The 26,348-nt window shown below is 42.0% G+C and carries 16 protein-coding genes; 11 read left to right on the forward strand and 5 right to left on the reverse strand.

The features are described 5' to 3' along the window. Nucleotides 1-429: 429 nt before the first annotated feature. The 3 genes from ABFX33_RS06115 to ABFX33_RS06125 all read left to right on the forward strand — a co-directional run bounded on the left by ABFX33_RS06115 (nt 430) and on the right by ABFX33_RS06125 (nt 2,823). On the forward strand, nt 430-618 hold the full coding sequence (locus ABFX33_RS06115) for a hypothetical protein (RefSeq protein WP_346084886.1): 189 nt from the start codon (nt 430-432) through the stop codon (nt 616-618). Between the two features lie 15 nt (nt 619-633). Continuing rightward, complete coding sequence (locus tag ABFX33_RS06120) at nt 634-2,331, forward strand: fibrobacter succinogenes major paralogous domain-containing protein (RefSeq protein WP_346084888.1); 1,698 nt, start codon at nt 634-636, stop codon at nt 2,329-2,331. Nucleotides 2,332-2,598: 267 nt separating this feature from the next. Further along, the gene (locus ABFX33_RS06125; protein WP_346084889.1) at nt 2,599-2,823 is read left to right on the forward strand and encodes a hypothetical protein; all 225 of its coding nucleotides are present in this window, start codon (nt 2,599-2,601) and stop codon (nt 2,821-2,823) included. A gap of 429 nt (nt 2,824-3,252) precedes the next feature. On the opposite strand, the gene ABFX33_RS06130 is transcribed toward ABFX33_RS06125, so the two are convergent. The 4 genes from ABFX33_RS06130 to ABFX33_RS06145 form a co-directional block, all read right to left on the reverse strand. After that, nucleotides 3,253-6,312 (reverse strand): beta-L-arabinofuranosidase domain-containing protein, encoded by a 3,060-nt coding sequence (locus ABFX33_RS06130; protein WP_346084891.1) that lies wholly within the window; start codon nt 6,310-6,312, stop codon nt 3,253-3,255. Nucleotides 6,313-6,405: 93 nt separating this feature from the next. Continuing rightward, the gene (locus ABFX33_RS06135; protein ID WP_346084893.1) at nt 6,406-8,649 is read right to left on the reverse strand and encodes a S9 family peptidase; all 2,244 of its coding nucleotides are present in this window, start codon (nt 8,647-8,649) and stop codon (nt 6,406-6,408) included. A gap of 71 nt (nt 8,650-8,720) precedes the next feature. Further along, complete coding sequence (locus ABFX33_RS06140) at nt 8,721-10,142, reverse strand: APC family permease (RefSeq protein WP_346084894.1); 1,422 nt, start codon at nt 10,140-10,142, stop codon at nt 8,721-8,723. A gap of 20 nt (nt 10,143-10,162) precedes the next feature. After that, nucleotides 10,163-11,938: a DUF885 family protein gene (locus tag ABFX33_RS06145; protein WP_346084896.1), complete on the reverse strand. Its 1,776-nt coding sequence runs from the start codon at nt 11,936-11,938 to the stop codon at nt 10,163-10,165. A gap of 702 nt (nt 11,939-12,640) precedes the next feature. On the opposite strand from ABFX33_RS06145, the gene ABFX33_RS06150 reads away from it, so the two are divergent. The 6 genes from ABFX33_RS06150 (at nt 12,641) to ABFX33_RS06175 (ending at nt 23,737) form a co-directional block, all read left to right on the forward strand. Beyond that, complete coding sequence (locus ABFX33_RS06150; RefSeq protein WP_346084897.1) at nt 12,641-15,367, forward strand: DUF5695 domain-containing protein; 2,727 nt, start codon at nt 12,641-12,643, stop codon at nt 15,365-15,367. Between the two features lie 179 nt (nt 15,368-15,546). Continuing rightward, nucleotides 15,547-16,110, forward strand: coding sequence for an RNA polymerase sigma-70 factor (locus ABFX33_RS06155; protein WP_346084898.1), 564 nt, complete (start codon nt 15,547-15,549; stop codon nt 16,108-16,110). Nucleotides 16,111-16,198: 88 nt separating this feature from the next. Beyond that, entirely contained in the window at nt 16,199-17,305 is a 1,107-nt protein-coding gene (locus ABFX33_RS06160; protein ID WP_346084899.1) for a FecR family protein, read from the forward strand. 31 nt (nt 17,306-17,336) lie between these two features. Further along, nucleotides 17,337-20,837: a SusC/RagA family TonB-linked outer membrane protein gene (locus ABFX33_RS06165; protein WP_346084900.1), complete on the forward strand. Its 3,501-nt coding sequence runs from the start codon at nt 17,337-17,339 to the stop codon at nt 20,835-20,837. Between the two features lie 12 nt (nt 20,838-20,849). Then, nucleotides 20,850-22,253 carry a RagB/SusD family nutrient uptake outer membrane protein gene (locus ABFX33_RS06170; protein WP_346084901.1) on the forward strand — a complete coding sequence of 468 codons (1,404 nt, stop codon included), beginning with the start codon at nt 20,850-20,852 and terminating at the stop codon, nt 22,251-22,253. Nucleotides 22,254-22,264: 11 nt separating this feature from the next. Continuing rightward, the gene (locus ABFX33_RS06175; protein WP_346084903.1) at nt 22,265-23,737 is read left to right on the forward strand and encodes a redoxin domain-containing protein; all 1,473 of its coding nucleotides are present in this window, start codon (nt 22,265-22,267) and stop codon (nt 23,735-23,737) included. 161 nt (nt 23,738-23,898) lie between these two features. Here ABFX33_RS06175 and ABFX33_RS06180 read toward each other — a convergent pair whose 3' ends face one another. Then, nucleotides 23,899-24,828, reverse strand: a complete 930-nt coding sequence (locus ABFX33_RS06180) for a hypothetical protein (protein WP_346084904.1) — start codon at nt 24,826-24,828, stop codon at nt 23,899-23,901. 304 nt (nt 24,829-25,132) lie between these two features. Here ABFX33_RS06180 and ABFX33_RS06185 point away from each other — a divergent pair, with 304 nt between their 5' ends. Continuing rightward, nucleotides 25,133-25,600: a PA2169 family four-helix-bundle protein gene (locus ABFX33_RS06185; protein WP_346084906.1), complete on the forward strand. Its 468-nt coding sequence runs from the start codon at nt 25,133-25,135 to the stop codon at nt 25,598-25,600. A gap of 528 nt (nt 25,601-26,128) precedes the next feature. Continuing rightward, complete coding sequence (locus tag ABFX33_RS06190; RefSeq protein WP_346084908.1) at nt 26,129-26,302, forward strand: hypothetical protein; 174 nt, start codon at nt 26,129-26,131, stop codon at nt 26,300-26,302. The last annotated feature ends 46 nt before the right edge of the window (nt 26,303-26,348 follow it).

Consider the following 26,348-nt stretch of genomic DNA (forward strand, 5'->3'; position numbering starts at 1 on the left):
TGTACTACAAATTTACGTAATAAAACACTTATTATAATTTCAAAAATATATTCAATAACTGAAATTTTATTTCTCATTTAAGAAAATATTGTGTTGAAACAATTATTTAAACTAGTAAAGAAAGCTATCATTTACCTTGATTTTGCCCATTGCCCCTTGGTTTTAGGTGCTACTACTAGATTTTTTTAAAAAAAGGAAAGCCAGCTATAACCACCAATATAGTGTCAGTGAGTTTGTTTTGCTCAATTTTGCTTCAGATCAACAAAAAAGGTTTACGAGTTTACTAAACGATTTTATAAACAATATTGGCTGAAACGCCTTCAAAAGGTCATCTTAATAATTTTAATTATAGAAGTAGCGCGGGTTCTCCAATGCATAAATATATTTTATTCTAATTAAAGAATGAGGTGATCATAAATTTTTTTAAACATGAAAAGAATGCAAAAACACATGCCTTACAAGGCCCCAAATGTCAGCACGCTGGTGCTTGAAATGGAGCAGGGCCTTGCCGCAACATCGACGGGAACTGTTAATCCCGGAAATTCAAGCACGCCAAATCAACCTAAGGTAGAAGACTGGACCGATAAGGGGTCCCAAAACAAAGACTTTGATCTATAATAAAAAGGGAAGTATATGTTACTAAAGAATATAACCACAAGATTCATTTGTCTATTCATGATAGGGGGTATTTTTGTATCCCTCACCTCATGTTCTTCAAAAGACGAACAGGTCCTACCTGAAAAAGGCGCTGTACTTAATGTCGGCGTGAAGGGAATTGAGGAAGTCATTGTCGAGACATCTTCAAAACAAGGATCGATAAAAACATCCGGTAAAGAAAAGTCTACTACACTGGGTCAGCCCATTGTTTCGTTGGGAGACGTCGATGCCTTGATCGATTTTGAACAAGGATCAGCTTTACAAACACCAACTATTCGCAATAATGTTCCAACTATCGCTGACACTGGACCCGCTAAGGCCGCAACAGGCGGATTGAGAGCTGCTACCGCTTCATTAATGGATATCGGGGTTAAATTTCGTCTTTTGATATATGACAACACCAATACCCAAATTTTCAATCAGGTCGCGACCTCAGGTACAAATCCACAGATACAGCTTGTTGCCTATAAAAAATATACCTGGTATGCCGTTTCTCTCAATGAAAAGAATGGCACCGTTCCAACGATGAGCAGTAACGGGGTTATTGCACGTGCGGGGTTAGAAAATAAGGACGTTTTATATGCTTCAGGTTCATTCGATGCTCTTGACGGCCCCAACTACCTGGATATTATATTCAAAAGGATGACTGCCAGAATTCAGGTCAAATTAAATGTGCGGGGATTATTTGGCACGATAGAAGATAATACAAGCGTTACATTGGTTAAAAATAGCACAAATACCACTGTCCTAAAAATGGGCGATTTTAATGTATTAACAGGTCAATTTGCTCAGATCGTTGATGTCAATAAAGCTGTTTTGGGGCCAGAGATGATCGCAGAGAGTGGCAATCCGACAGGGACGGTCAAAGTGGCGAACTTTTACACCTTAAATACCGATGCAATCAATGCCAACAACTTTAAAATTAAATTTAACACCTTAAAAATCAACTTGGACGATTCACGGGTCCGTACTTTTGCACCGCCGCTATACACTTATCCAGGAGCTTACACACCTACGATAGGTTCCACCTATGCATTGAACATACGTTTGATTGAATCACCTGTAAAAGTCAAAGGTGTGCTATGGGCCCGATCGAATCTTATCTATAACAGCTCCCACATGGACAGTTATCGATTAAAATCCAATCCTGGCGGTTCGACATCCGCGACTAGAGATACGGAGTTTTGGAATTGGAAATCAGCTACACCAAATAGTGCAACCTCCAATGTAGATCCCTGTGTATCTGTTTATCCAGCTGGGACCTGGCGTATGTCTACCAAAGCGGAATGGGAGTCTATCGGCCAACCTGATGACAAACAAGAGGTATTAGGTTTATTTTGGGGCGCTCAATATGCTTATGTATGGCAGCGCGATAGTGATAATCCGGCCAATGCTGCCTATGACGATAATAACCTGGTATTGTCCTTTGGTGGCTACCGTACCACTGGTGGAACAGTGACAGGTAGTCCGGGCGGTATCGCATTAGGAGCCTTCGCTTCGGGCGAATGCCATTATTGGACATCCGACAATGCAAATTCAACTACAGCTTATGCTGTTAAATCATCATTCACAAGAGTTGCCTGGTTATTCTCCTGGGGAAATGTCACTTATCCAAACCTCAACAAATCCGAAGGCCGAAATATCCGTTGCGTACGACAAATCGTAAATAATTGATATTAAAATAGCTGCACCGAGACGGCCTGCTATCATTCAGTTTAACGACTGATCTTTAATCGGATCTCTATATATTACAAGTAAATATGGGGATCCGATTTATTTTGGATCATTTAAATTGCTGCCCATAATAAAGTCTGCGATACTGGTACTTCTATGTCCAGAAATTTCACTCAGCTACAATTGGAATATTCAAGTTTAAAAACAGATAGAAATAACTAGCCATTATTTCAAAATTATTAACTATTTAATCATATATTAATAACTATGAAAAAGCACCATCAAATGGAGCCTTCGAATCCTCCTAAACCACCATTTAAAGAAAGGCTTCAGTTAGCTGTTTCGGGCATTATGGAAGGATATTTATTATTAGAGGAAGCTGTCGATAAATACCAAGTTCCACCGTCCAGTATCATTAAAGTCTTAAAGAAAATACAGAAATTAAAAAAAGAGGCAATGAAAATACCCAAAGACAAACAACAAAACAGCTAAAAATACAACAGCAAACCCCGACATCTAATCGCTTTAACAGTCACCTTTTAAGGCGAAGTCATTCATCCTTTTGAGTATAGCTATACTCAAAAGGATTATGGTAAAATCCTAGAAATAGCGAATAATTGGCTCGTCTCATCCTTATAAACTAACAATTTATCACCGTTTTTTATCCAAAGCGCCACAAGTGCTTAATTAACAATGTGACACTTTGGGTAATCAGCAAAGGATTTTTAGCTATAGGATATACTATACCTATTTACAATCCTGTCGCAGGAGGTCCAGATGAGTTTATGCCCGTCACATTTGTCAACTTTACTTCGACTTCAAATGTTCCCGCGGTTAAAATAGATCACACTATCACGATAGCGAATGGTATTACTTAAAAAACATCCCCTGCTTTGAACAGGAGCAGATAATATCCTGTAATTATTTCAATGTAACATCCAGATAAACAGAGTGTCGCCCATAGGTATCATAGAAAGGTTTAAAGTCAACGCCATCAATCTTGAAGGCCAAACGTTGCGGGTCACCTGTGATAGACCTGCTGATATCCTTCGCATCCAAAGTCACTTTACGCCAGTCTTTTCTCGCCTCAGTTTCTTGAGCCGCCAACAAGATAGGTCCATAAAATAAACTGGCAATATTCTGTTGATCCATCACCGGATCTAAATGAAACTGGAAAGGCATTTTCAGCGTGATGCGATCCCCCTTTTTCCAATTGCGGCTCAATTTCAAATAAGTACCCGGCTGTGCCTGTACTCTTTGCGCTTTACCGTTGATAGCCACATAAAATCCTTTGGTTGCCCAGCCGGGTACACGCACATGAAGATCAAATCTGCCATTTCCTTTAATTGTCAGCTCCGTCTCGTCTTGTTTTGGAAAGCTCGTTTTCTGCTCTACAGTTATTTGACGTTCCGTCCATTCCAGCGTAGAAGGAATAAATAGATTGACATATAAAGCCTGATCATCCTTGCTTTTAAAATAAATACTATGCTGCAATTTGGTACCACTCTCGATTGCCGTACCATTACAACAGGTAAAGCCTGTCATGTTGGGATTCCCAAATTGCTTTATTGCACCGGGTCTCAGTGGCACATGATAGGTATTGGCTGGCGTGTTTTCAGCTACCGATGCTAAAATATGGTTATACAGTCCACGTTCGTAGTAATCCATATATTCAGCACGTTGATCAAAAAGAAACAGGTTGCTCGTCAACTTAAGCATATTGTAAGTCGCACAAGTCTCATTCTGTCCACCTTCAGAAAAACCGTTCTCATATAAGGTCGCGGGCTCTGCAGTAAAAACCTCCGCATTGGCCGGATTGCGCGCACCGGCAACCCCACCTATGCTATACATATAATCATTGACAGCCTTGTACCAGAAATTATCTGCCACCCGGTAGTATTCAGGTAGATCAGAAACCTGATAGAGCTCGATACTACCCACAATCTGTGGAATATGTTGATTGGCATGCAGCCCACGAAAAGTATCGACATTCTTGGCCAGTCCATGTGTATGCTGCGCATCGCCAAAGAACATATCGATATTGTCAAATAGTTGTGCGGTTTTCAAATAGTGTTCCTTATGGGTGATGCGATAGAGATGCGCCATTGTCTCATTCATTCCTCCAAATTCACCCGCAATGTACGTGTTCCACATTTGTATCAGCGTTTCCTTAGGCAGTTGACTCAGACGTGCATGCACCCAGTCTGCCATCCCCGTAGCCACTTGAAGCGCCTTTTCATTCCCGCTCACTTCATAGATATCAATTAAGCCGGCCAAAATTTTATGTAAGGTATAATAGGGCGCCCAAACTTGCGTTATCTGTCCCCCGTATTTCGCACCCTTTTCCAACATAATAAATTGATCTGGCGGATACGCGCTAATATAGCCTACACCCCAATTCCAATAATCCGTACGGATACCTTCCTGGCTCAGATCAGAGTCATAAGCGGATTTACCAGGACCATAAGGTATGGCAATCGGGTCAGCTACAGCCACGGCACCTTCTTGCTGTGGTTTACCCGACAATTGTGCCAGTTCGTATAGGCTATTGACCATATACGTCATTTTCCCGGCAAAATTAGCCTGCAATGTTTTATCGTATCCGGTACTTGCATAAGCCTGCGCGATCGCCGTCAAATAATGCCCCGTAGCATGGCCTCTGAGTTTGGTGTCCCGACTATCCCATACCCCTAAAGGTTTAGCCCCTTCAGGCTGCGGTTTTCCAAATGCATCGCGAAACATATAGAGAAAAGAATTGGGATCAGTCGTCGCCAAGGTTTTGATAAATTTATCCCGATTTTCAATGAATTTTGTTTGTTGATTTTGCGCATCCGCTTGCAAGGAGACCTGATTCAGTCCAAAAGTTGCCAACTTCAACCCCGGAGCCGCAGCGGCCTTACTTGCCTTAACAGTCACGATTGCTTTAGGCTGCAAATCCGTTCCCGGCACTCGTCCTGTAATAGTATAACGTCCAGCTTCCAATACGGTGCTGTTATCATTTGGCGAAGGCCACAATACCCGTACTTTAGGGCCAAGCATATCCTCCTTATAGGTTCCCGGTACATAGCTTGGTAAACGAGGTAAATCTCCTAATGCCGTTTCCACCTGCACATCCGGTACAGCAACGAGGTAAGCATTATAGAGTTGCGCTTGGGTCAATGGAAACTCAGGCAGGTTATCCTCCACTTTGGTCACATTTCCGGCGCGATTACTTACCCCAGGTTGTGCATTGGAATAAATTGCAGTAAGCTGATTTTTACTCAACGGAACACGGTAGATCCGAAAATCATGTAACATTCCGTCTAAGGTCGGCGATCCCGTTAAAAGTGATTTTCCAATATACAGCTTGTTCTTGTCTCCTGAAGATCCAAAAACTTTGGACAACTCACGTGGTATCTGCTTAGCCTCACCAACAGGCACAGCATCCACATAAGTCGTCATCATTTGAGCCGGAATATCCAACACAATTGTCAGGTAGACCCACTTATTCAATACCAATGCTGGAGAAACAGCTCCCCTTTGATTATTTTTCCCAGCAGTAATCACGCTTTGGAAACCTTCCTGAAGATTTGTCCCAGAAGGAGCGGCGAAGAAATGTGTATGCATATCTTTTCCAAAGTCAAAAACAACCTGGTCTTTTTTCTGCGAACGCAGATAAACCCACCCCGAGATACTCAACGACTCCATATCCGCCAGTGCCTCGGCAGGGATCTGGATAAAATCATTTTTTTTACCCGACAAGGACAGTACTTTTCCAAAGCGCTTATCGTTGATAAATGTAGCATGCTGGTCAGCTGTAGCATGCAGATTGTTGCGCGACCAATCTTTCAGATCGCCATTAAAGACATATCGCGCGATCATGCCCGTTTCGCCGATTCCATCCAATATCTGATCACCACTTTGTGCCTGTACGGTACTAAACCCTTTTGTTAGGATCGTGGCAATGAGGATAAAACGTAAAAAAACTGTGTGACTTTTCATTACTATATCATTAATTGTGAGCTCACGAGCTCAATTTTCATCCAATTTAAGTTCAACAACATGCAAGAGAGCGTTAGTTTTCGGGTACCTTGGCTAATAAGCCGTCCAAGCTGGAGGTTCTACTCCAAGCAAGTGTCTCACGAAATAATCGCGACGTTTCTTTTCGCCAAAATCACCACCAGAAGAATGCCCCATTCCCGGTACCATAATGAAGTCGTGATCCTTACCATGTTTAATCAACTGATTGACGAACTGATAAGTCGATGCTGGATCCACATTATCATCGAGTTCCCCCACGATCAAGAGCAACTTTCCTTCTAATTTATATGCATTTTCGATGTTAGAACAAGCTGCATATTCAGGCCCGATCGGCCAGCCCATCCATTGTTCATTCCACCATATTTTGTCCATACGATTATCATGACAGCCACAGGATGAAACCCCTACTTTATAAAACTCAGGATGGAACAAGAGCGCTCCGGCAGAAGACTGTCCGCCGGCAGAAGTACCGTAGATACCGACTTTTTCAATGTCCATATATGGATATTTAAGTGCAGCAGCCTTCATCCAGGTAATACGATCGGGAAAACCAGCATCTTTTAGATTTTTCCAGGCGACATCTTGAAATGCTTTCGAGCGATTAGATGTTCCCATTCCGTCAATCTGCACAACGATAAAACCCAGCTCAGCAAGTTCAGCGAGTCCTGCTGGATTAGCAGAAAACGATTTAGGGACAAAAGCACTATGTGGACCAGCATAGATATACTCGATCACAGGATATTTTTTGTTGGGATCAAAATTTCGTGGCCGGACTATAATGCCCCAGATATCTGTTTTACCATCTCTCGCCAGCGACTTGAACACTTCCGGTTTGCGCCATCCCGCATCTTCCAGATCCGCAATATCCGCTTGCTCCAAATCCATCACGATCTTTCCATCTGCCACACGTCGCAGTACGGCCTTCGGAGCTTGGTCAACCCGAGAGTAGAGATCTACAAATAAAGAATGATCAGGATTAAAGGTCCCCTGATGATTAGATGCTTCAGGAGTAAGCTCTTTCAGGCCCTTGCCATCAAAACCAATCGTATAATAATGAACAAGATACGGGTCCTCATCCTTATGCATGCCACTCGCCTCAAAAATAATCTTTTTGTTATCCTCATCCACGTGGACAACTTTACGTATCACCCAATTTCCTTTCGTAATCTGCTGTTTCAATGCCCCTGTTTTCGCATCAAACAAATACAGATGATTCCATCCATCACGTTCCGAAGCCCAAATGATGGCAGCTGTTTTTTTGAGATCATTCCGGTATTTCTTTCCACTGTAATCGATAAATGTCGCACTACGTTCTGAAATAATTGCTCTGGTTTTTCCGTCCACAGCACTCAATTCCATCACATCGTAGCGTTGATGACCACGTTGGTTATATTCAAATGTGATTCCACTATTATCTGCCTTCCATACCAGTGCAGACAATGAAAATTGATTGGCTACCTGAGCCGGATCTACAGTGATCAGTTGACCATTTATCACATCAATAATCGTTGGATAATATTGTGACAAAGCATCACCGGGCTTATTATAGTCTCTGGTTTGTAATTTAGGCTGTAATTGATCCGTTGGCGAAGATTCCAGTAAAGTCAACTGTCTGATTTCAGCCTTTCTCACTTTTGAAGCCGCCAGTTTTTTTGAATCATAGGACCATTGGATACGGGTGCTATAATACGCTCCGGGACTGCCATCAAAGGTCAACTGTCGCTCAGTTTGTGAATCCCCCTTTTTACTGATATATACATTACTATTTTTAATATACGCTGTATAGATCTTATCGGGCGAGTCTACCGATTCACCCTTACTATCATCCCATCGTGCTCCCCAATATCCATCCGATCGACGGTCATTACCTGTTGAAGGAATATCACGCAACCTGCTCAATTTATTTTCCTGTCCATTCCACTTCCACAGCACTTTCTCTTCCGTAAACTCAACCTCGTTTGCCGTCAAGACTTTCAGATCTCTTCCCCACAAAACGCCTAATTTAACTTCTTTACCCAGCTGAGCGGATAGCTGCATTTCAATCGCAGCAACATCGCTATCTATTTTCTTCTTCGTCAGCGCATCCACCAGATATAAGCTTCTCTTACCGTCTTTGCGATTCACCCGATAAGAAAAACTATCCCCTTTTTCAGACCAGATAATCTGCTGTGGTACCTGATACACCTTGCCAAATGAATTTCTGATCTCTTTGGCTCGTTTATAGTCCTCCAATGTCCCTTGCGCCATTGTCGAAAGCTGAAATATCATCAATAAAACAGCTGTGAATGTTAACTTCATATGTGTTTTTTTTAATCGTATATGTTGATCTGCCTCTAGTTCCGCTCAGGCAGGATTAAAAATAAGTAATCTTATGTTTTTAGGTCTTTCTGTTTCACAAAATAGTATAATGGAATCCCCAAAAGAGTGATGATGATACCCGGCCACGTAAATTGCGGTTTATAGATCACCAACAAAATAATAAACGATATTCCCATCAAAATATAGACGGCAGGTACAAAAGGATAGCCAAAAGCGCTATAAGGTCGCGGTAGATCCGGACGTTTATATCTTAACCAAAAGATGCCGATGATACACAAAACATAAAAAATAACAACGACACAGGTAATCATATCCAGCAAATCGCCATACCTACCCGTCAAGCACCACAGCGAGGCGATGGCCGCCTGTAACCACAACGCATAAGCCGGTACTGCATTCTTATTTAGTGTACCTATTTTCTTAAAAAACAAACCATCTTTAGCCATGGAATAATAGATCCTTGCACCCGCCAAGATCAGGCCGTTATTACAGCCAAAAGTGCTGACCATAATCATAATCGCCAAGATGGCTATGCCAACAGGACCAAAAATTTCTTGCGCTACCAGCATGGCCACGCGATCTTTAGGCGCGCTGGCCATCTCCTCGATCGTCAATACACCCGTATACATCAAATTGGTCAAAATATAGATCACTGTTACAATCAGCGTTCCTAGCGCCAGACTCAAGCCAATATTGCGTTGCGGATTCTTGATCTCCCCTGCTACCGCAGAAGATGAATGCCAAGAATCACTACTGAACAATGCCCCTACCATTGCAGCAGATATGGCCCCGAACGCACCAAAAGTGGCATAATCTGCTGTCGATCCATCCACTTTTAATTGCTGTAGGTTCCACCTATTCGCTGAAGACCAATTTTGATTCCACACCTCCAGATCGAAAGCTGCAAAACCGAAAATGACCAATAAAACCAGACTTAATATTTTGATCAATGTCAGCACCGTCTGTACTGTTTTACCATTTTTTACACCACCTGTATTTATCAAGGTGAGCAGCAAAATGACAAAGATAGCCAACACTTGAGCAGATGAAATATGATAGGCCCCTATTACCAGCAAATAAACATCTTCATCTAGTACCGGAAACAAATAAGCTGTAAACTTGGAGAAAGCTACCCCCACAGCTGCAATCGTAGCCGTCTGGATAACGGCAAAAAAAGTCCATCCAAACGTAAAACTGACCATCGGCCCATAGGCTTCTTTGAGATAAACATACTGACCACCAGCTTTCGGAAACATGGCACTGAGTTCGCCATAACTCAAGGCTGCGGCCAGCGTCATAAATCCACAGATCACCCACACGACCATCAGCCAGGCAGCAGAACCCGTATTTCGGGCGATATCCGACGATACGATAAAGATCCCCGAGCCAATCATACTTCCGACAACGAGCATCGTTGCATCCAATAAACCCAATGACTTTTTGAAATTCTGACTATTTTCCTGATTACTCATAATTTAGGGTTGGATTGCGCCTATTTAAAATTATAAAATTTCCATTTTGCCTGATGGTTAGGTTCAAGCTTCTGGTTTGTCAATATCGCCCGGACCATCTCCATGGGCAAGTAATTTTCCTTGATGACCCGGTCATGAAATTCGGTATAGGACATTTTCCCCGATCCTACCAATTCATCACTGATACTCAGCAGCTGCAAGCCGCCGATCAAATAAGCCAATTGATACAAAGGATCGTAAGAACCTTCAAATGATCGCTTCACCTCACCATGCGCGTTTGCAGGTTCATGCCCCACTTGATTGACTAAATAATCAACACATTGCTGTGGCGTCCATTCACCCAAGTGAAATTTAATACTAAAGGTGATCCGCGCACAACGATGCATTCGCCAAAATAACATCCCGATACGTTCTTCCGCTGTCTTTGCAAATCCCATCCTGTAAAGCAGCAATTCCCAATATAAGGTCCAGCCTTCCGTCCAAAATGGCGTATTGAAATTTTCCTCACGATAGGGCTTATACCTTTTATTCATAAAATACTGTAGGTGGTGTCCCGGATTGAGTTCATGCTGCACCGTACCCAATGAAAAATGTGGATTATTCCCCCGCATGCTCATCATCTTCTGCTCATAGGTCATTGTATTGGTCGGATAGGAAATACTGATCTCACGTCCGCCCGTAAAAAAAGGATTGACCAATTGCCGTTCAGGCGTCATCATGATCATTCCCCAAGTTTCATCCGCCAATTCAGGAATAACGATCAGATCATGCTCTTTGATAAATGTTTGGGCCCTATCATATAACGCATTGATCAGTCCGGGCTGCTGACCTTCCGGAACATAGGTATTTTTAACCTTTTCCTGCGCTGCTTTCCAATCATCTCCAAATCCCATCTCACGAGAAGCTTTTAATAACTCCGCCATGCACCATGCCCATTCCTTATCAGCGATACGTATTAACTCATCCGCATCATAAGCGATCATTTCCGCCCGCAGTTTTTTGTTGAGCGCAACTTTTCCGATCGGCTGCCCACCAATATCACTTCCATCATTAAACACTTTCCAGTTACTCTTTGCCGGCAATGCGCTTTTGTATTGGATTAATTTTTCGTTTAAACTTTCATAAGATTTGGGCACCCACCAGGTAAACATCGGATCATAACCATTGTAGAAATCAAATGCACTCTCCAAACGGATTCGTAGTGACTCCACCGTATTGACAAGGAAATTGACATCAGTGGACTCGATTGTTGTTACATTTTCTAGCTTTTGGATCACTTCATCAACCTGATCCCTCGTTTTTTCCAGCAGGATAGCAATATCTTTTCCCACAACGGCAGCACCTCGTCGACGTTGCTTTTCAAATTGAAGAATATTTTCGGCAAATGGCAAGTAAGACTTTAGCCGCTCGTAAGAAGCTAATGCCTCTTTACTTTCTTCCTGATGTCGCTGCACTTTTTGGCTCAGCAGGATATAATCGACTTGACCACTGGTATTCAATCTTTTATAATCAAAACCTTTTAATTTAGCTAAATAGTCCGCATCGATCTTGAGCAGTCTATTGATCTGCTCGGGCGAGGCTGCCGACTGCTGAAATCCCCCATTTTTGGGCATAGGGCCATAAAAATAATTGACAGCCTCCAGATCATGGCGGTATTGGATGATATAAGGCTCAATGGCTGTTGTGTGTTGGTACAAATCCATATCTTGGGCATCTGTTAGCGAAGAAGCCATACAAAGTACACCAATGACTATAAATCTCTTTACGTTAGGGTTATTGTTGTTTTTCTTCATCATTTAGGTTTATTTTTGTCTATTGAAACCGATCCGGTTTAAAGCCCGAGATATTTGTTTCTGTGTCCCATCATAGTGCGCACCCGCAATGCGAATAACTCGCAGCTCTTAATTTAAGTCAACGCGATTAGCAATAGCATCAGCAATGACCCCATTAATTCAGCCATAGTTGGTCTCCAATCATTTAAAATTTCCTTAATCAAAGAAAGCAACTATAAAAACGCTAAACTAACCGGCTTTTAATAATTACTTATTGGATATTGACATTTATAATCTATCCGTAAAGTAGATTTCTATAATTAGCCATATACATCATAACCCTCCCTACCCAATAGCTGCCCTGTTCCCGCCTTGATCCAGATGAACTGATACTCCTCATGACAATGTATATAAGGATAAAACTTATCCAACAAATCCTACTGAATAAAAACGGTCCTATCTTTGGGAATAGGAACTTGATATTGAATGGGTTTCATAAATCATGAATCGTTTAGGGTCAAAATAAATTTAATTAAATGTCATTCATACATTTATATATGCTAAATTTAGTATTTAGTTATTTACAAAACAACTCGCTAAATAGAAATATCAAAAACGGACTATCTTGGGTTAAAATCTGGCAATTAAAAGAGGTCCTAATAAATCAACTTTGTACCAGTTCACTTTCTGATCCATAAAGAATAATAGATTTCTAAACCTGACAAAATGAATTTAAAGAATAGTTACTACATCCTGATTACTTTACTTTATGTCCAGCAGACCAATCCCGTATTTAGCCAACAGGATGAGCATCCAGTATGGAAAGCCACTAAAAGCCAACCTGCAACTTTGGGTATCGATCAAGGATCTAAAAGCTTTGCTTTAGATAACCTAAAAATAAAGGTGCTCAATAACTCCCAAACTTTATCAGCCTTACAACCATTACATGGTGATGCTGCTTTCGACTATACTCCTGTGGAAATGTTGGCGAAACGGGATCGCAACAATTTCTTTCATATCGGTGATATCAACATCAGTCTTAAGCGTCAGGGAGAAACCCATTGGTCTCATTATTCTTCGGCCAATGACCGCAAGAAAGTAATCGAATTGACTCCTTCCAAAACCATCTTAGCTGCTGCTGACATCAGCCCCACATTAGGTGATATTCCCTTAAAAGTCAAGCGCAGTTGGGAGAGTGCAGGGGGCGATCTTATCTTGAAATTTCAACTTACAAATCCCACCGATCAAGCTATTGAAATCGGAGCTTTAGGCATACCTCTCCCTTTCAATAATAATATGGATCAGAAAAATTTGAATCAAGCGCATGCACAAAATGTGTTTTTCGACCCATACATCGGCAAAGATGCCGGCTATCTCCAAGTGAACCATTTGCATGGAAATGGTCCGAGCTTATTGGTGATCCCTTACAGCAATGCCGGATTTGAAGCCTACAACCCCTTACTTGATGATCCTACGCCCAGAAGTATTACTTTCGAAGGTTTCCATGAGTGGATGATCCACAGCAAAGCACTTGCCGAAACAGCATGGAAAGGAGTAGAACAATGGAACACAGCAACTTCGACCCTATTAAAACCAAATGAATCCAAAACATTTGCCCTCAAGTTTGTCCTAGCGCCGAACATCAAAGAAATTGAAAATACACTGCTAAAAAATAACCGGCCTGTGGCCATCGGAGCTCCCGGATATGTCGTTCCATTAGATAATCCTGTCAAGTTGTTTATCAAGCATAACAAAGCCATTAAAAACCTTTCTATCTATCCTGAAGGCGCATTAAGTGTTATCAAGCAAAAAGACACCCCACAAAAATGGCATCAATATGAGATCAGAGGTCAACAATGGGGACGAGCACGGCTGACCATCACCTATGAGGATGGAACCAAACAAACCATTCATTATAAAGTCATTAAGTCAGAAAAAGATGTGGTGAATGATCTTGGAAATTTCTTGACGACCACACAGTGGTACGAGAATGACAAAGACCTTTTTGGAAGATCTCCCGCTGTGATCAGCTACGATTATGAAGATAAAAAATTAGTCACCCAAGAACAACGTGTTTGGTATGCCGGTCTGAGTGATGAAGCCGGAGCGGCAAGTTGGCTAGCGGCAATTATGAAGCAGGTTTTGCTACCAAATCGTACAGAGATCGCAAAATTGAAACGCTTTGTCAATGAAACCCTATATGGTCGTATCCAGCACAAGGAAGGTGATCAAAAATATGGCGTGGTCAAGAGTTTATTTTATTATGAGCCTGACGTTATGCCAGCAGGCACTTACGAAGCAGCTATCAACTGGAAGACCTGGTCGGCATGGCCTAAAAAAGAAGCGGATAATATTGGCCGTTCTTATAACTATCCGCATGTTGCTGCTGCACATTGGGTCATGTATCGTCTCGCTCGCGATTACCATGATCTTGTCCAGGAAGAGCGCTGGAATGTCTATCTGGACCGTGCTTTTCAAACAAGCATGGCGATGATTGAAAAAGCACCCTATTATGCCCAATTTGGACAAATGGAAGGCAGTATCTTTTTGCTTATCCTCCATGATTTACGTCGTGAGGGATTAACAGCGGAAGCGAATCAATTGGAAGCTGTGATGCGTAAACGGGCCGAACATTGGAAAGGCCTTGATTATCCATTTGGGAGTGAAATGCCCTGGGACTCTACCGGACAGGAAGAAGTCTATTTATGGTCCCGATACTTTGGTTTTGACGACAAAACTCGGGTTACCTTAAATGCTATTCTAGCGTATATGCCTACCGTGCCACATTGGGGATATAACGGCAGTGCCCGTCGTTACTGGGATTTTGTCTATGGCGGAAAATTATCCCGTATCGAGCGTCAACTTCATCATTATGGCTCGGCTTTAAATGCTATCCCTGTATTAACCGAGTACCGGGATCATCCAGATGATTTCTATCTTCTTCGCGTGGGCCATGCCGGTATGATGGGCGCACTCGCCAATGTCACTGCAGATGGCTTTGGACCTGCAGCATTCCATTCCTACCCGTCTACACTAGCCAACGATGGTATCTCGGGCGATTACGGCACTGGGTTTTATGGCTATGCTGTCAATTCAGGTACTTATATCATAGAACATCCAGAATTTGGCTGGCTGGCATTTAGCGGTAATCTTAAAGAGAATAAGGATAACATCGAAGTAGCTATAAAAACAGCATCCAAAGGCCGCATTTTCTTAGCAAAAGAAAATCTATGGTTGACCACTGATGCCGGAGAAATCGAAACACTAACATACAATCAAAAGGATAAAAGTGTGATCTTGAAATTTAATCAATCCGCTCTTGTGCCAAATGTTTTGCTGAATATCAATCCAGCGAGCGGGTATGAAATTGAAGGTTCTCAAAAGAAAGATAAATTCAATCGATATGAATTGTCCCCTTCTACCAGCACGCTGATACTTAGAAAAACGAAATAATACGCGCTGCAAGTTTCGTCCGTCTATAGGCGGATGAAACTTGCAGCGAATTGGATCCATGACAAGGAAAAAGTGAAGTAAACACAAAATCGGACAATAGGCTTTAAAACTTTCGTTTTTTATTTTTGAAAACAATGTCCTAAATTAGCTCTACAAACTAGTATCAACTCAACAATCCGGTGCAGTACGATTACCACAATTTAAAAGAAGATACGCTCTTCCAACTTGTAAAGGCCAACGATGAGTTAGCCTACAGGGAATTGTTCGATCGTTATAAAGAACTCCTGTTTCGCCATGCTTATCGAATGACCCAAGACAGCGAACTTAGCAAGGATATCGTTCAGGATATTTTCCTCGTTCTCTGGAATAAAAGAGCATCCATTGAAATCAGCCAGTCGCTGGAGCCGTATTTGATCAAATCCATCCGCAATAAAATAATGGACTATTTTAGCCATCAGGAAGTGGTTGAAAAATATCGGGAAGATATCTTATCCTTTGTAGAGCAGGGGACCTGCTATACGGATGACCTCCTCTTAGAAAAAGAACTTGCCGCTATGATCGAACGGGAAAAGAGTAAACTATCGCCCCGTACCAGGGAGGTTTTTGAACTCAATCGCGAGCAAGGCCGTAGTTATAAAGAAATCAGTGCGCTCTTATCTACTTCCGAAAAAACAATTAAAAAGCAGGTACATAATGCCTTACGGATACTGCGTACGAAATTTGGTTCTTTCTTTTTTTTCTGATCATTTTTTTTATTTTTTTCATACTCCCTTTTACCTGTTTGGCCGTCATTACTACTAGATAGCCTTCTTATGGCTATCTGCCTAAAGAATGGAGAAAGAAACACTAAAAGAAATATTCCGGAAATATAAATCGGGTACAGCATCCCCCGAAGAATTGCGGATCATCCATAGCTTCTATCTGCACAAAGCAAATAGTTCATCCGAGACATTGGACGATCAATTTGTTCAGGAGCAACTTGATGCGATGGATCGGCATTTATTTCCACAAAAGGAAAAACGTATTTCGGTATGGAAATATGCGGCAGCAGCACTCATCATTCTTAGCTCAGCATTTGGAATTTATAAGTATACGCAGCAGGAGCTTTCCGAAAAAGAAACGCAACAGGCTACCGAGCTGTTTGCCGCAATAAAACCGGGGCATGACCAAGCGACCCTCCGCCTTCCCAATGGAGCGGTAATTGCATTGGGTCAACAAGACAAACTGATCAATAGGGATGGCATGGTACAACTGAATACAGGCAATCTCGATCTCAGCACCTCGACGGGCAATCAGATGATCACGCTACAGACACCCCGGGGTGGACAATTTCAGGTTCAACTGGAAGATGGTACCAAAATATGGCTCAATGCCGGTTCAACCATCAGTTACCCGGCCAAATTTGGCCCCAATGAACGATCCGTCATGTTAAAAGGTGAAGCTTATTTTGAAGTTGCACACAACCCGAAAAAACCATTTAAAGTTAACGTTGGGAACGATGAAATTCAGGTGCTGGGTACGGGATTTAACATCCAGAGCTATGCAGACAACCTCGCACCAATCACCACATTAGTGCATGGAAAGGTAAAAGTGACCCGCAAAAATAAAGAGCAGCAATCACTGATCTTACAGCCAGGACAACAAACTTTAGCACATACAAATCTACAAAAGGCAAACAGCGATATCAGTGGTATTATCGCCTGGAAAAATGGACTTTTCAGCTTCAGACGGAGCTCGGTAAAGAATATTGTCCGCGAATTGGAACGCTGGTATAATATTGATTTTGTCGTTGACCAGACAGCTGCCGAAAACCGCCTGATAACAGGAGAAATCCCTAGAAACGTAAATCTTGACGATGTCATGCAGATCCTTTCCTATTTTGACATCCAAGGCCAGATGAAAAACAACAAAGTGTATTTAACCATCAAAAAACAATAGCATAAACAGATAACTTAACCCCACACCTACTATGAAACAAACCTATTCGTCCAGGCTTAACAAAAAAGCCAGGGCCATGCTACTCTATGGCTTTTCGGTACTGTGCAGTTCCTACAGTTTTGGACAGATTAACATCCAGGCCAATAACGAATCAGCTCTTTCTGTCATGAAACAGATTGAAAAACAATCGGCCTATCATTTCGTCTATGATGAGGCACAACTGACTATTCCAAAAGTTAAACTTCGCCTCAACGATGTCTCGCTCAAGGAGGCCCTGGATGCAACATTTACGGCCAACAACATCCAGTACAAGATTGTCAAAAACACCATTTTATTAAAAAATGCGTCTGCCGGAAAATCAATTTCTACAGCAGCATCGGCGCCAAGCCAACAGTACAAATTGCACGGCCAAATTTCAAATGCCGCGGGAATCCCGCTCAGTGGTGCTACGGTAAAAATTAAAAACACGAATATCTCGACAACGTCTAATCAAAACGGACAGTTTGAGTTGACTTCACCGCAGCGTAGCGCCACGCTAGCTGTATCATTCTTGGGTTACGAGACCCTTGAAATTAATGTCAGTGAAGAATCCGCTACGATCGTACTCAAGCCAAGCAATACCAGTCTTTCGGAAGTTGATGTGACCATCAATACGGGATATCAGACCATTGCCAAAGAACGCGCTACAGGGGCATTCTCCAGCTTACCGAAAAATAGCCTGCAGCAGCAGCGGCTCAACAACCTAGGAAGCTTGCTGGAAGGCCGTATCGCGGGGTACCACAATGGCCTACTTCGTGGAACAACCTCCATGAGAGGAGTTACCCTGCCCCTGTATGTTATCGATGGTTTCCCCGTAGACAATACAAGCATGGATTTCAATGGCAACGTCGTAGAAAACCTCCCTGACCTCAATTTGGAAGATATAGCGTCCATTACCGTCTTAAAAGATGCGGCGGCAGCATCCATTTATGGCGCACGCGCGGCAAATGGGGTTGTTATTATTGTCACAAAAAAGGGAAAAAATAAAGGGACTGAAATCAATGTTTCAGCAACGCTGACACATAACCCCTATTATTTTAATACGGATCGTCTGGCATCATCCGCGGACATGATCGGCATCGAACGGGAATGGGCTCAGCAAAATCCAAATTTAAAAACAATGACGCCAGCGCAGGCGCAAAGTACTCTAGACGATATGTCTTACAGAAGCCTTGGTATTCGCACGATCCTCAAAAAATACGCCGGTCAGCTCAATGAATCCGAAATGAATGCCGAATTGGACCGTCTCTCCCAACAAGGTTATCGTTATTATGACGATGTCGCCAACTATGCTAAACGGAGTCCTTTTTCACAGCAGTACAACCTGAACCTTTCCAATGGTACGGAAAAGAGCAAATTCTACTTTTCGACGACCTACAAAAAAGACCTCCTGGAAGACCGTTTCAGTAAAAACCAAAATCTGGGCATCAATCTCCGGAATATCACCCAGATCAACAAATGGTTAGAAGTAGAAATGAGTTCATTTCTCAACTATGCAGATGATGACAGACAAACTTATGATGCGCTTGCACCCGGATTTTCTTATCTGCCTTACAATCAATTAAAAAATAGCGATGGTCGTAATTATACCGCTTACATGGCCGATTATATGAGCCAGGCAACTATCAAGAGCATCAACCAATATGGCCTTAATACCTTAGACATCACCCCATTGGACGAGATAAAAAACAATATCGAACAGTCCAGTGGCTTCTCCAACCGAAGTTTCATCAAATTGAATGCGAAGATTGCAGACTGGCTAAGCTATTCCACCTCTTTTCAGTATGAAATCAGCAATAAAAAACTCGAGCTTCTCTACGGGAAAAACTCCTATTATACGCGATCGAGAGTCAATCAATTCGCGTTAATTGCGGATGGAAAAGCGACACTGATGATGCCCAATGGCAATATCAATAAAACAACGGATCTCAAAAATAATGCATTTAATTTTAGGCAACAGATCAATATCGATAAGGACTTTGGCGAAAAACACAGTCTGAACGCCATATTGGGTAGCGAGATCAAGAACAACCGCATGCGTTCTCAGCTTCAAAATCTCTACAATTTTGATCCCGATGCGCTCACCTACACCATGCTCGATCCGAAAATAGGTACCGTGGGTTCTTTCAGCCAAAAGTATGACAATGCCAGTCAATACGAATCTATCAATCGCTTTGTTTCCTTTTATGGGAATGTTGGCTATGCCTATTCGAAAAAATACCTCTTCACCGGAAGCTTGCGCTGGGACAGATCAAACTTATGGGGAACAAGCTCGAAATATCAGAATAAACCGATATGGTCCGTGGGTGCCGGATGGAATCTGAGTGAGGAAAATTTCATGCAGCTGGACTGGTTAAATCAACTTAAGCTAAGAACGTCGTATGGTATCGGCGGCAATATATTGCAAAATGTTGCCCCTTTTATGACAGCGTATTACAATACGAATTCTCACGTCGGAGGAACACAGGGTACGGTCTCTGACCGCCCCAACCCGTCACTTTCGTGGGAAAAAACAACCACTACCAATGTTGGGATGGATTTCGGTTTGTTCAGAAATCGTATTTCGGGAAGCCTGGATTACTATAGAAAACAAGGGAAAGACCTCTTCGCCTCCACCATGGGTGTACCCACAGAAGGTTTTGGCTATTCAACCTATGCCATCAATAATGGGCAGATGACCAATCATGGCTTGGAACTGACTTTAAATGCCAACATCTTGCAGAACAAAGATTTCAGCTGGAACAGCAGCCTTCTTTATGCTTATAACAAGAACAAAGTTACTTATGTCAATGTCAAAGCGCCATTTTATATCCTACAATTGGATTACCCTGACGCCTATCCCCGTATAGGAAACCCATACGAGGCAATTTATGCCTACAAATGGGCCGGGCTCGATCAGCAGGGAATACCGCAGGTGTACGACGAAAATGGAAACAAAACCACGCAAACGCCGACGACGCTGGAATCGATTGTCTATGCAGGTACGAAGGTACCTACACATACGCTTTCCTGGACAAATAGCCTTTCCTACAAAAACTTTGATTTTTCAATGATGATCACTTACGAGGGTGGCCATAAAATCAGAAACGTAGATCTACCATATATGGGTATCGGCAATTATCTGACATTTACGACCCTTGCACCGATGAATAAAGATATTCGCAAGCGTTGGCAACAGGAAGGTGACGAACTCAAGACCGATATTCCACGTTTGGTATTTCCAGAAGAAACAACTCTTTACAACTCAGCAAGTGGCACCGTGTACCAATATGCGGACCTCAATGTCCTGGACGCCCGTAATGTACAGATCCGAAATATTAGTCTCGCCTACCGGCTTCCGGCTGACTGGATAAAAAAGATGCGCCTGGCGCAGGCAAGGCTACAGTTCAACGCTGAAAATGTAGCCATGTTTACCAAATCCAGCAACGCAAAATATATGCTGGGCGGCTATCGTACACCGAATTATGTTTTTGGCGCTTACCTAACCTTCTAATTTAAAATTCTTATGAAAAAGATAATATACCTCCTTGCGATCATACCCGTACTGTTTTTCGCTTCTTGCAATAAATATTTGGACATATTGCCCAAAGGCAAGAAAATCCCGCAAACCTATGCGGATTTTGAAGCACTGTTGCGCGATGAAGCAACTGTTCACCAGGTCCCCATCCCACAGGCTATTATTTTGCCCAACGATCGTTTTGTGTCTCCGGCCAACCTCAATTATTATAAATTGTGGGACATCAACTATAACTGGAAAGAACAAGAGGATCGGAAGATCTACAACAATTCCGATGAAAGCACCTATTATTATGCCTATTCGAGCATATCTGTCTGCAATCTCATCTTAGAGCACGGGCCGACGATGACTGAGGCTACAGCCCAACAGCGGGATGAACTGATGGCTACGGCCAGCGTACTCCGGGCCATCAGCTATTATACATTAGCAAATTATTATGCCGCGGATTATGACAGCAAGACGGCGGGCCAATTGCTATCGGTCCCTTTGATTGAAAGTGCGGACATAGGCGCCCCATCAAAGCAGGTCACTATCGCTGAAATCTACGACTACATGATCAATGATATCAAAAGCGCCCTTCCTAAGCTTCCTAACCAGGGGCAAACGATCCTGCATCCGGGCAAAGGGGCGGCCTACGCATTACTGTCACGTATCTACCTACAAATGGACAACTATCAGGATGCGTTGGAAAATAGCGAAAAAGCGCTGGAATACAATGACAAACTATATGACTGGACAGCTTACTATAATGCCAATAAATCGCAGATCGAAGAGCCTGCGAACTATGCATTGAAGAAGACTCCCATGGATTTTGCCTATGTCGAGAATTATTATTTCAGACATGGCCAATCACCAAACTATACCGCCTCCGAATTATCCCTGCAGGTAGAACGTGCCGCTGGATTTGAAAAAGGAGACAGTAAATTCGCTTCACGCTGGAAGTTACGTACAGTAGTGCCCAACACCTATTATACGAGCACGATGACCGGGTTCTATAACACACAGGGTCTGACTACGGTCGAAGTCTATCTGATTGCCGCAGAATGTCAGGCGCGTCAGGGAAATATCCAAAAGGCCATGGATTTCGTCAACAAAGTCCGTAAGACAAGGATCCTTGCCGCAAACTATACGGACCTGACCGCACAAAATGCCACTGACGCCATAAAAAAAATCCAGCAACTTAAACAGAATGAACTGATCCATTCCATTATCCCTTTTGCTGATTACAAACGCCTCAACAAAGAAAGTGCCTTTGCGACAACACTGCGCAAAACGATCGATGGCAAGGTGGTCCAACTGAGCCCAACATCACACCTATGGATTATGCCCTTTCCATTAGGAGCAACGGAGAATCCGGGCAACGGGTCAATTAAACAGAATGTTGAAAAATAAGACAGAAAAACATGAAAGTAAAAGCTTTAACACTCGCACTCCTGTTCGCAACGACAGTAGGTTATGCGCAACAACAAACAGGGAATAGATACGAACAATACCTTCCCATTATTGAGAAAGGTACATTGGTACAGAAAGATTCGTTGGCCAAAACATTACTTGCAGAGGTCAAAAGTTACAAAACGGAAGCGGACTATCGTACGACCATCAATATCCTCCGTTCGCTGGACAAAGAAAACGAAATGGCTACCGTTGAAAATATTGCCAAGAAAAAATTCCCAAAGGGCGCAATAACACGGGATGCCTTTATTACGGATGTTTTCTACAATGCAGGCACGTCGACAGCTAAAGAGAAAGCGTATACTGAACTGATCAAAAAATGGCCTGTTAAAAATTTCAGTGAAGAACCGCTGACCTATGATTACGTTTTAGCCAATTTGGCGCAGAATTTTGCCAATGAGGGAAATGCACAAAAAGCTGTTCATTATCTGGGTGAAATGAAAGAAAGATTCTGGCGTGGAAATGGTTATATTCCAGTTGGTCAGATACTCTTGAAGGCAGGCGATACGACTACTGCTGCACCACTTTTGAAGACCGCCATGGATGATAGTTATTATTACCTCACGCTGCCCGAAGAACAAAAGGACAATAAAGCCCGTTTTGCGGCAATGGGCTATGCCAGTTCGATGTCGGCTTATGTGAATATTCTTGTTGCACAAAAGAAATTCACTGAGGCTGTCGAATATATCGAAAATGCGCTAAAAGCGGCGCCCGAGCAGGCGGATGGTTTGGCGATGGTTTATTATAAATCGCTGATGGGGACAGGTAGAAAGCTTGAGGCGTATCATATATTAACAAAGTTATATGCCAAAGGGCAGTTTGCCGTTGAGGATGATCTTAAAAGATTATATACTGAATTGAACGGATCAGCCCAAGGTTATGAGCAGTTCAATGCTTCCCTGAGAACGGAGTTAACACAAAACATCCGCAACCATATCAAAGAGATGGCCACCTTTAAACCGGCCCCCAATTTCGAACTGCTCAATCTAAAGGGTGAAAAGGTATCCTTGGCCAGTTTAAAAGGAAAAGTTGTAGTTCTGGATTTCTGGGCAACCTGGTGTCAGCCCTGTGTACGATCTTTCCCGGGAATGAAGGCTGCGCAAGAATCTTACGCAAACGATAAAGAAGTACAATTCTTATTTATGAATACGTGGGAGCGGGATAAGAATTACAAAGAAAATGTGGTATCCTTTATCACAAAAAACAACTATCCATTTGAGGTGCTGTACGACGATCAAAAAGATCCGCAGACAGGAAAAGTCATGGCTGCCGAATATGGTGTCAATGGTATCCCGGCCAAATTTATTATTGATAAGGAAGGAAATATCCGATACTTTCTTACTGGATCAACGCCCAACGTGGACTATATCAAACTCGAAATGAAAGAATTGATAGAAGCTGCTAAAAAACCTTATAAAGGCTAATAATCTGTCTGCCTCTATCCAGAGGCAGACAGACACAGCTCCTATTTTTATTTATTCGCTCCCTTCATGCTCATGGAGCTGTTTTCGATGTTTGTTTCCCCACTTGCTAAGTTGGGCTACTTTGCAAACCTGGGGTAACATCAAATGTTTTCACTTTATATCTATTTCTTCGCTTCGGTACTGGCAAAGGTTACTGGAATTTCTTTTCCTACTTGTGTAGAAAACCAAAATCCGCTTAAGCTTCCATATGTATTTTTAATTCGGAAAAAGCTTTTGCGATCTTCTTCAATAAATAGCACATATCCATTTTCCAATGCGACGATTTCAGCAAATGATTGCTCCTCTTTGTTTTGATATTGATAAGTGGTTTGATCGTACGAAGGATCTTCTTTCCACCCATTTACTTTCCAATTAAGAATCATCTTTCTGCCATTAATGGTGGTTGAAAAGGTAGTTTGCTCCAGCAATGGTAATTCAACTATAGCTGCGGCGCTATCAACCGCTGCTTCTACCGCTTCTGAGGCAGCAGTTGCCGCTTCAGCAGCAATAGGTTCGCCAGGTTCTTCTGCGGCAACAAAATCTTCAAAATTACCATCGAAGGCTTTTAGATCTTTAAACAAACCGCCATACCATTGCTCTTTGAATTGAATTAAATCAACATAGCGCAACACATAATTCTCCTCTTTGTTCCTGTTGCTTTTGACCCAGATAAAACCGCTGTATTCCATAATACCCTCATAATTTTCGGCATTATTGTTATTCGATTTGATTTCTTGGATGTACAAATCTTGCCAATTGATTTCCCCGGTCTTAACCTCACAAAAATCTTCCAATATTTTTCCCATCATTTTATAATATCTGCTTTCGTTGTACACCTCGGCTAGGTCGGACGTACGGGCATCAAAATCACCACCGCTGATAATGATTTCGGAAAATGTTTTTTGATCGGGCCACAATGTTTTGAAAGCCTTCGCATCGCGGTTTTTTATCGCTTCAAATGCTTTGTGCAAATGTTTCTCAGCTGCTGCATTTTGCGCCATCGCTAGTGTATTGACTAGCATAACTAGTACGAGTAAGAGGTGTTTTTTCATAAAAGAAATAAATAATGAATTTTTTAAATATAAAAATATTCATCCCTGAAATGGGTAGCCATTTAACATTCGTCGTCTTTCCTTTAAGATTCGCGTTTTTTGTGAACAAGGAGAAAGAGCAAATCGTTAGAAAGCTCTACATGCTGAAAGTAAAGATCTGGGTTTAAGCTGCATTTATTCCCCGACAATAAAAAGGTAATAAATACGGGGCCTGAATTAAATACCTAAATCTTGGATTTTTCAAACGATCGTTGGTTACAGGCTGTTTTTTGAATAGATAAAAATGATAACAAATAACAGTATTATGGAAAAAAACATCAATAATCCCGAAATCATCAATGACATTATCAAAATTAATAACGATCGTATTGAAGGCTATCGAAAAGCCATTGATCTAGCCACCAGCCATGGTTTAGATAAATTGTTGCCGACATTTCAGAACTGCATTGAACAATCAAACGAATTTATCGCGGAACTTAAACCTTATGTGGAACTGGAAGGCAAGGAACCGACAGACAGTACGATGCTCAGTGGTAAGCTATTCAGGGTTTGGATGGGCATAAAAGTAAATATCACTGGTGACGACGAAAGAAGTTTGTTGGAAACCTGTGAACAAGGAGAAGATGCCTTCAAATCGACTTATCAAACAGTACTAGCTGAAGGATCGAATGAACTTTCACAACATGTACATAGTCTGATCAATACCCAGCTTAGTAAACAACTTGAATCACATAATATCATCAAAATGATGCGCGACAGTAAAGCAATCTAAGCTTAAAGTTTAAAAAAACAACTACCGAAGCCTAAATCGCAGCGGTAGTTGTTTTTAGTTTGTGTGCCCTAGGCGCGCGCCCATCCTGCAAAATCTGCTATACCTACAAACGAAATTTACTCCATCTCCAACCGAGAAGCAGTACCAAGATAATACCAAGAGCCCACAAGGACTTCGTAGATAGCACCATGTTACGGCCCTTTTCATGCCTGGTCTCCTGTTGTGGTTCCTGTTTATTCTTCTGAGTCAGCTCCTGTAGCTATTTACTGATACGACCTTCCAACTCCTGCACCAACAGAGTACCCGACTGCGCAAAACAGTCCGCTATACGCATGGAAGTGATAAGCTCTGTTCTATTTTCTAGAAAAGAGAAGCTTTGTTGTAGCGATACAGCTACAACAAATATGTTTAAACATAAATAGAGAAAACCCTTTCAAGATTTCCTTTAAATTTGTTTTTATTAATCTAATTAATATTAAAATTACAATAAAATTAAAAATAATTTAATATAAATTTAATAAATCCAAAATGAAAAAGAACGAAAACAACTTGGTCATTGGCTGTAACACACCTGTTTATGAAGCACCAGTTATCCAGGTTCAAGAGCTTGCATTAGAGTACAGTATTTCGACAGGTTCAGTACAGCCAGCACTCACAGAATCCTGGGGAACCGAAACGCAGACAAAAGAATTGGACTGGTAGCACTTTGTAGAAAATTTAGTCTATCCAATACCAAAATGCTCCATTT

The sequence above is a fragment of the Sphingobacterium ginsenosidimutans genome, from assembly GCF_039536865.1.
Taxonomy (GTDB): Bacteria; Bacteroidota; Bacteroidia; order Sphingobacteriales; family Sphingobacteriaceae; genus Sphingobacterium; species Sphingobacterium detergens.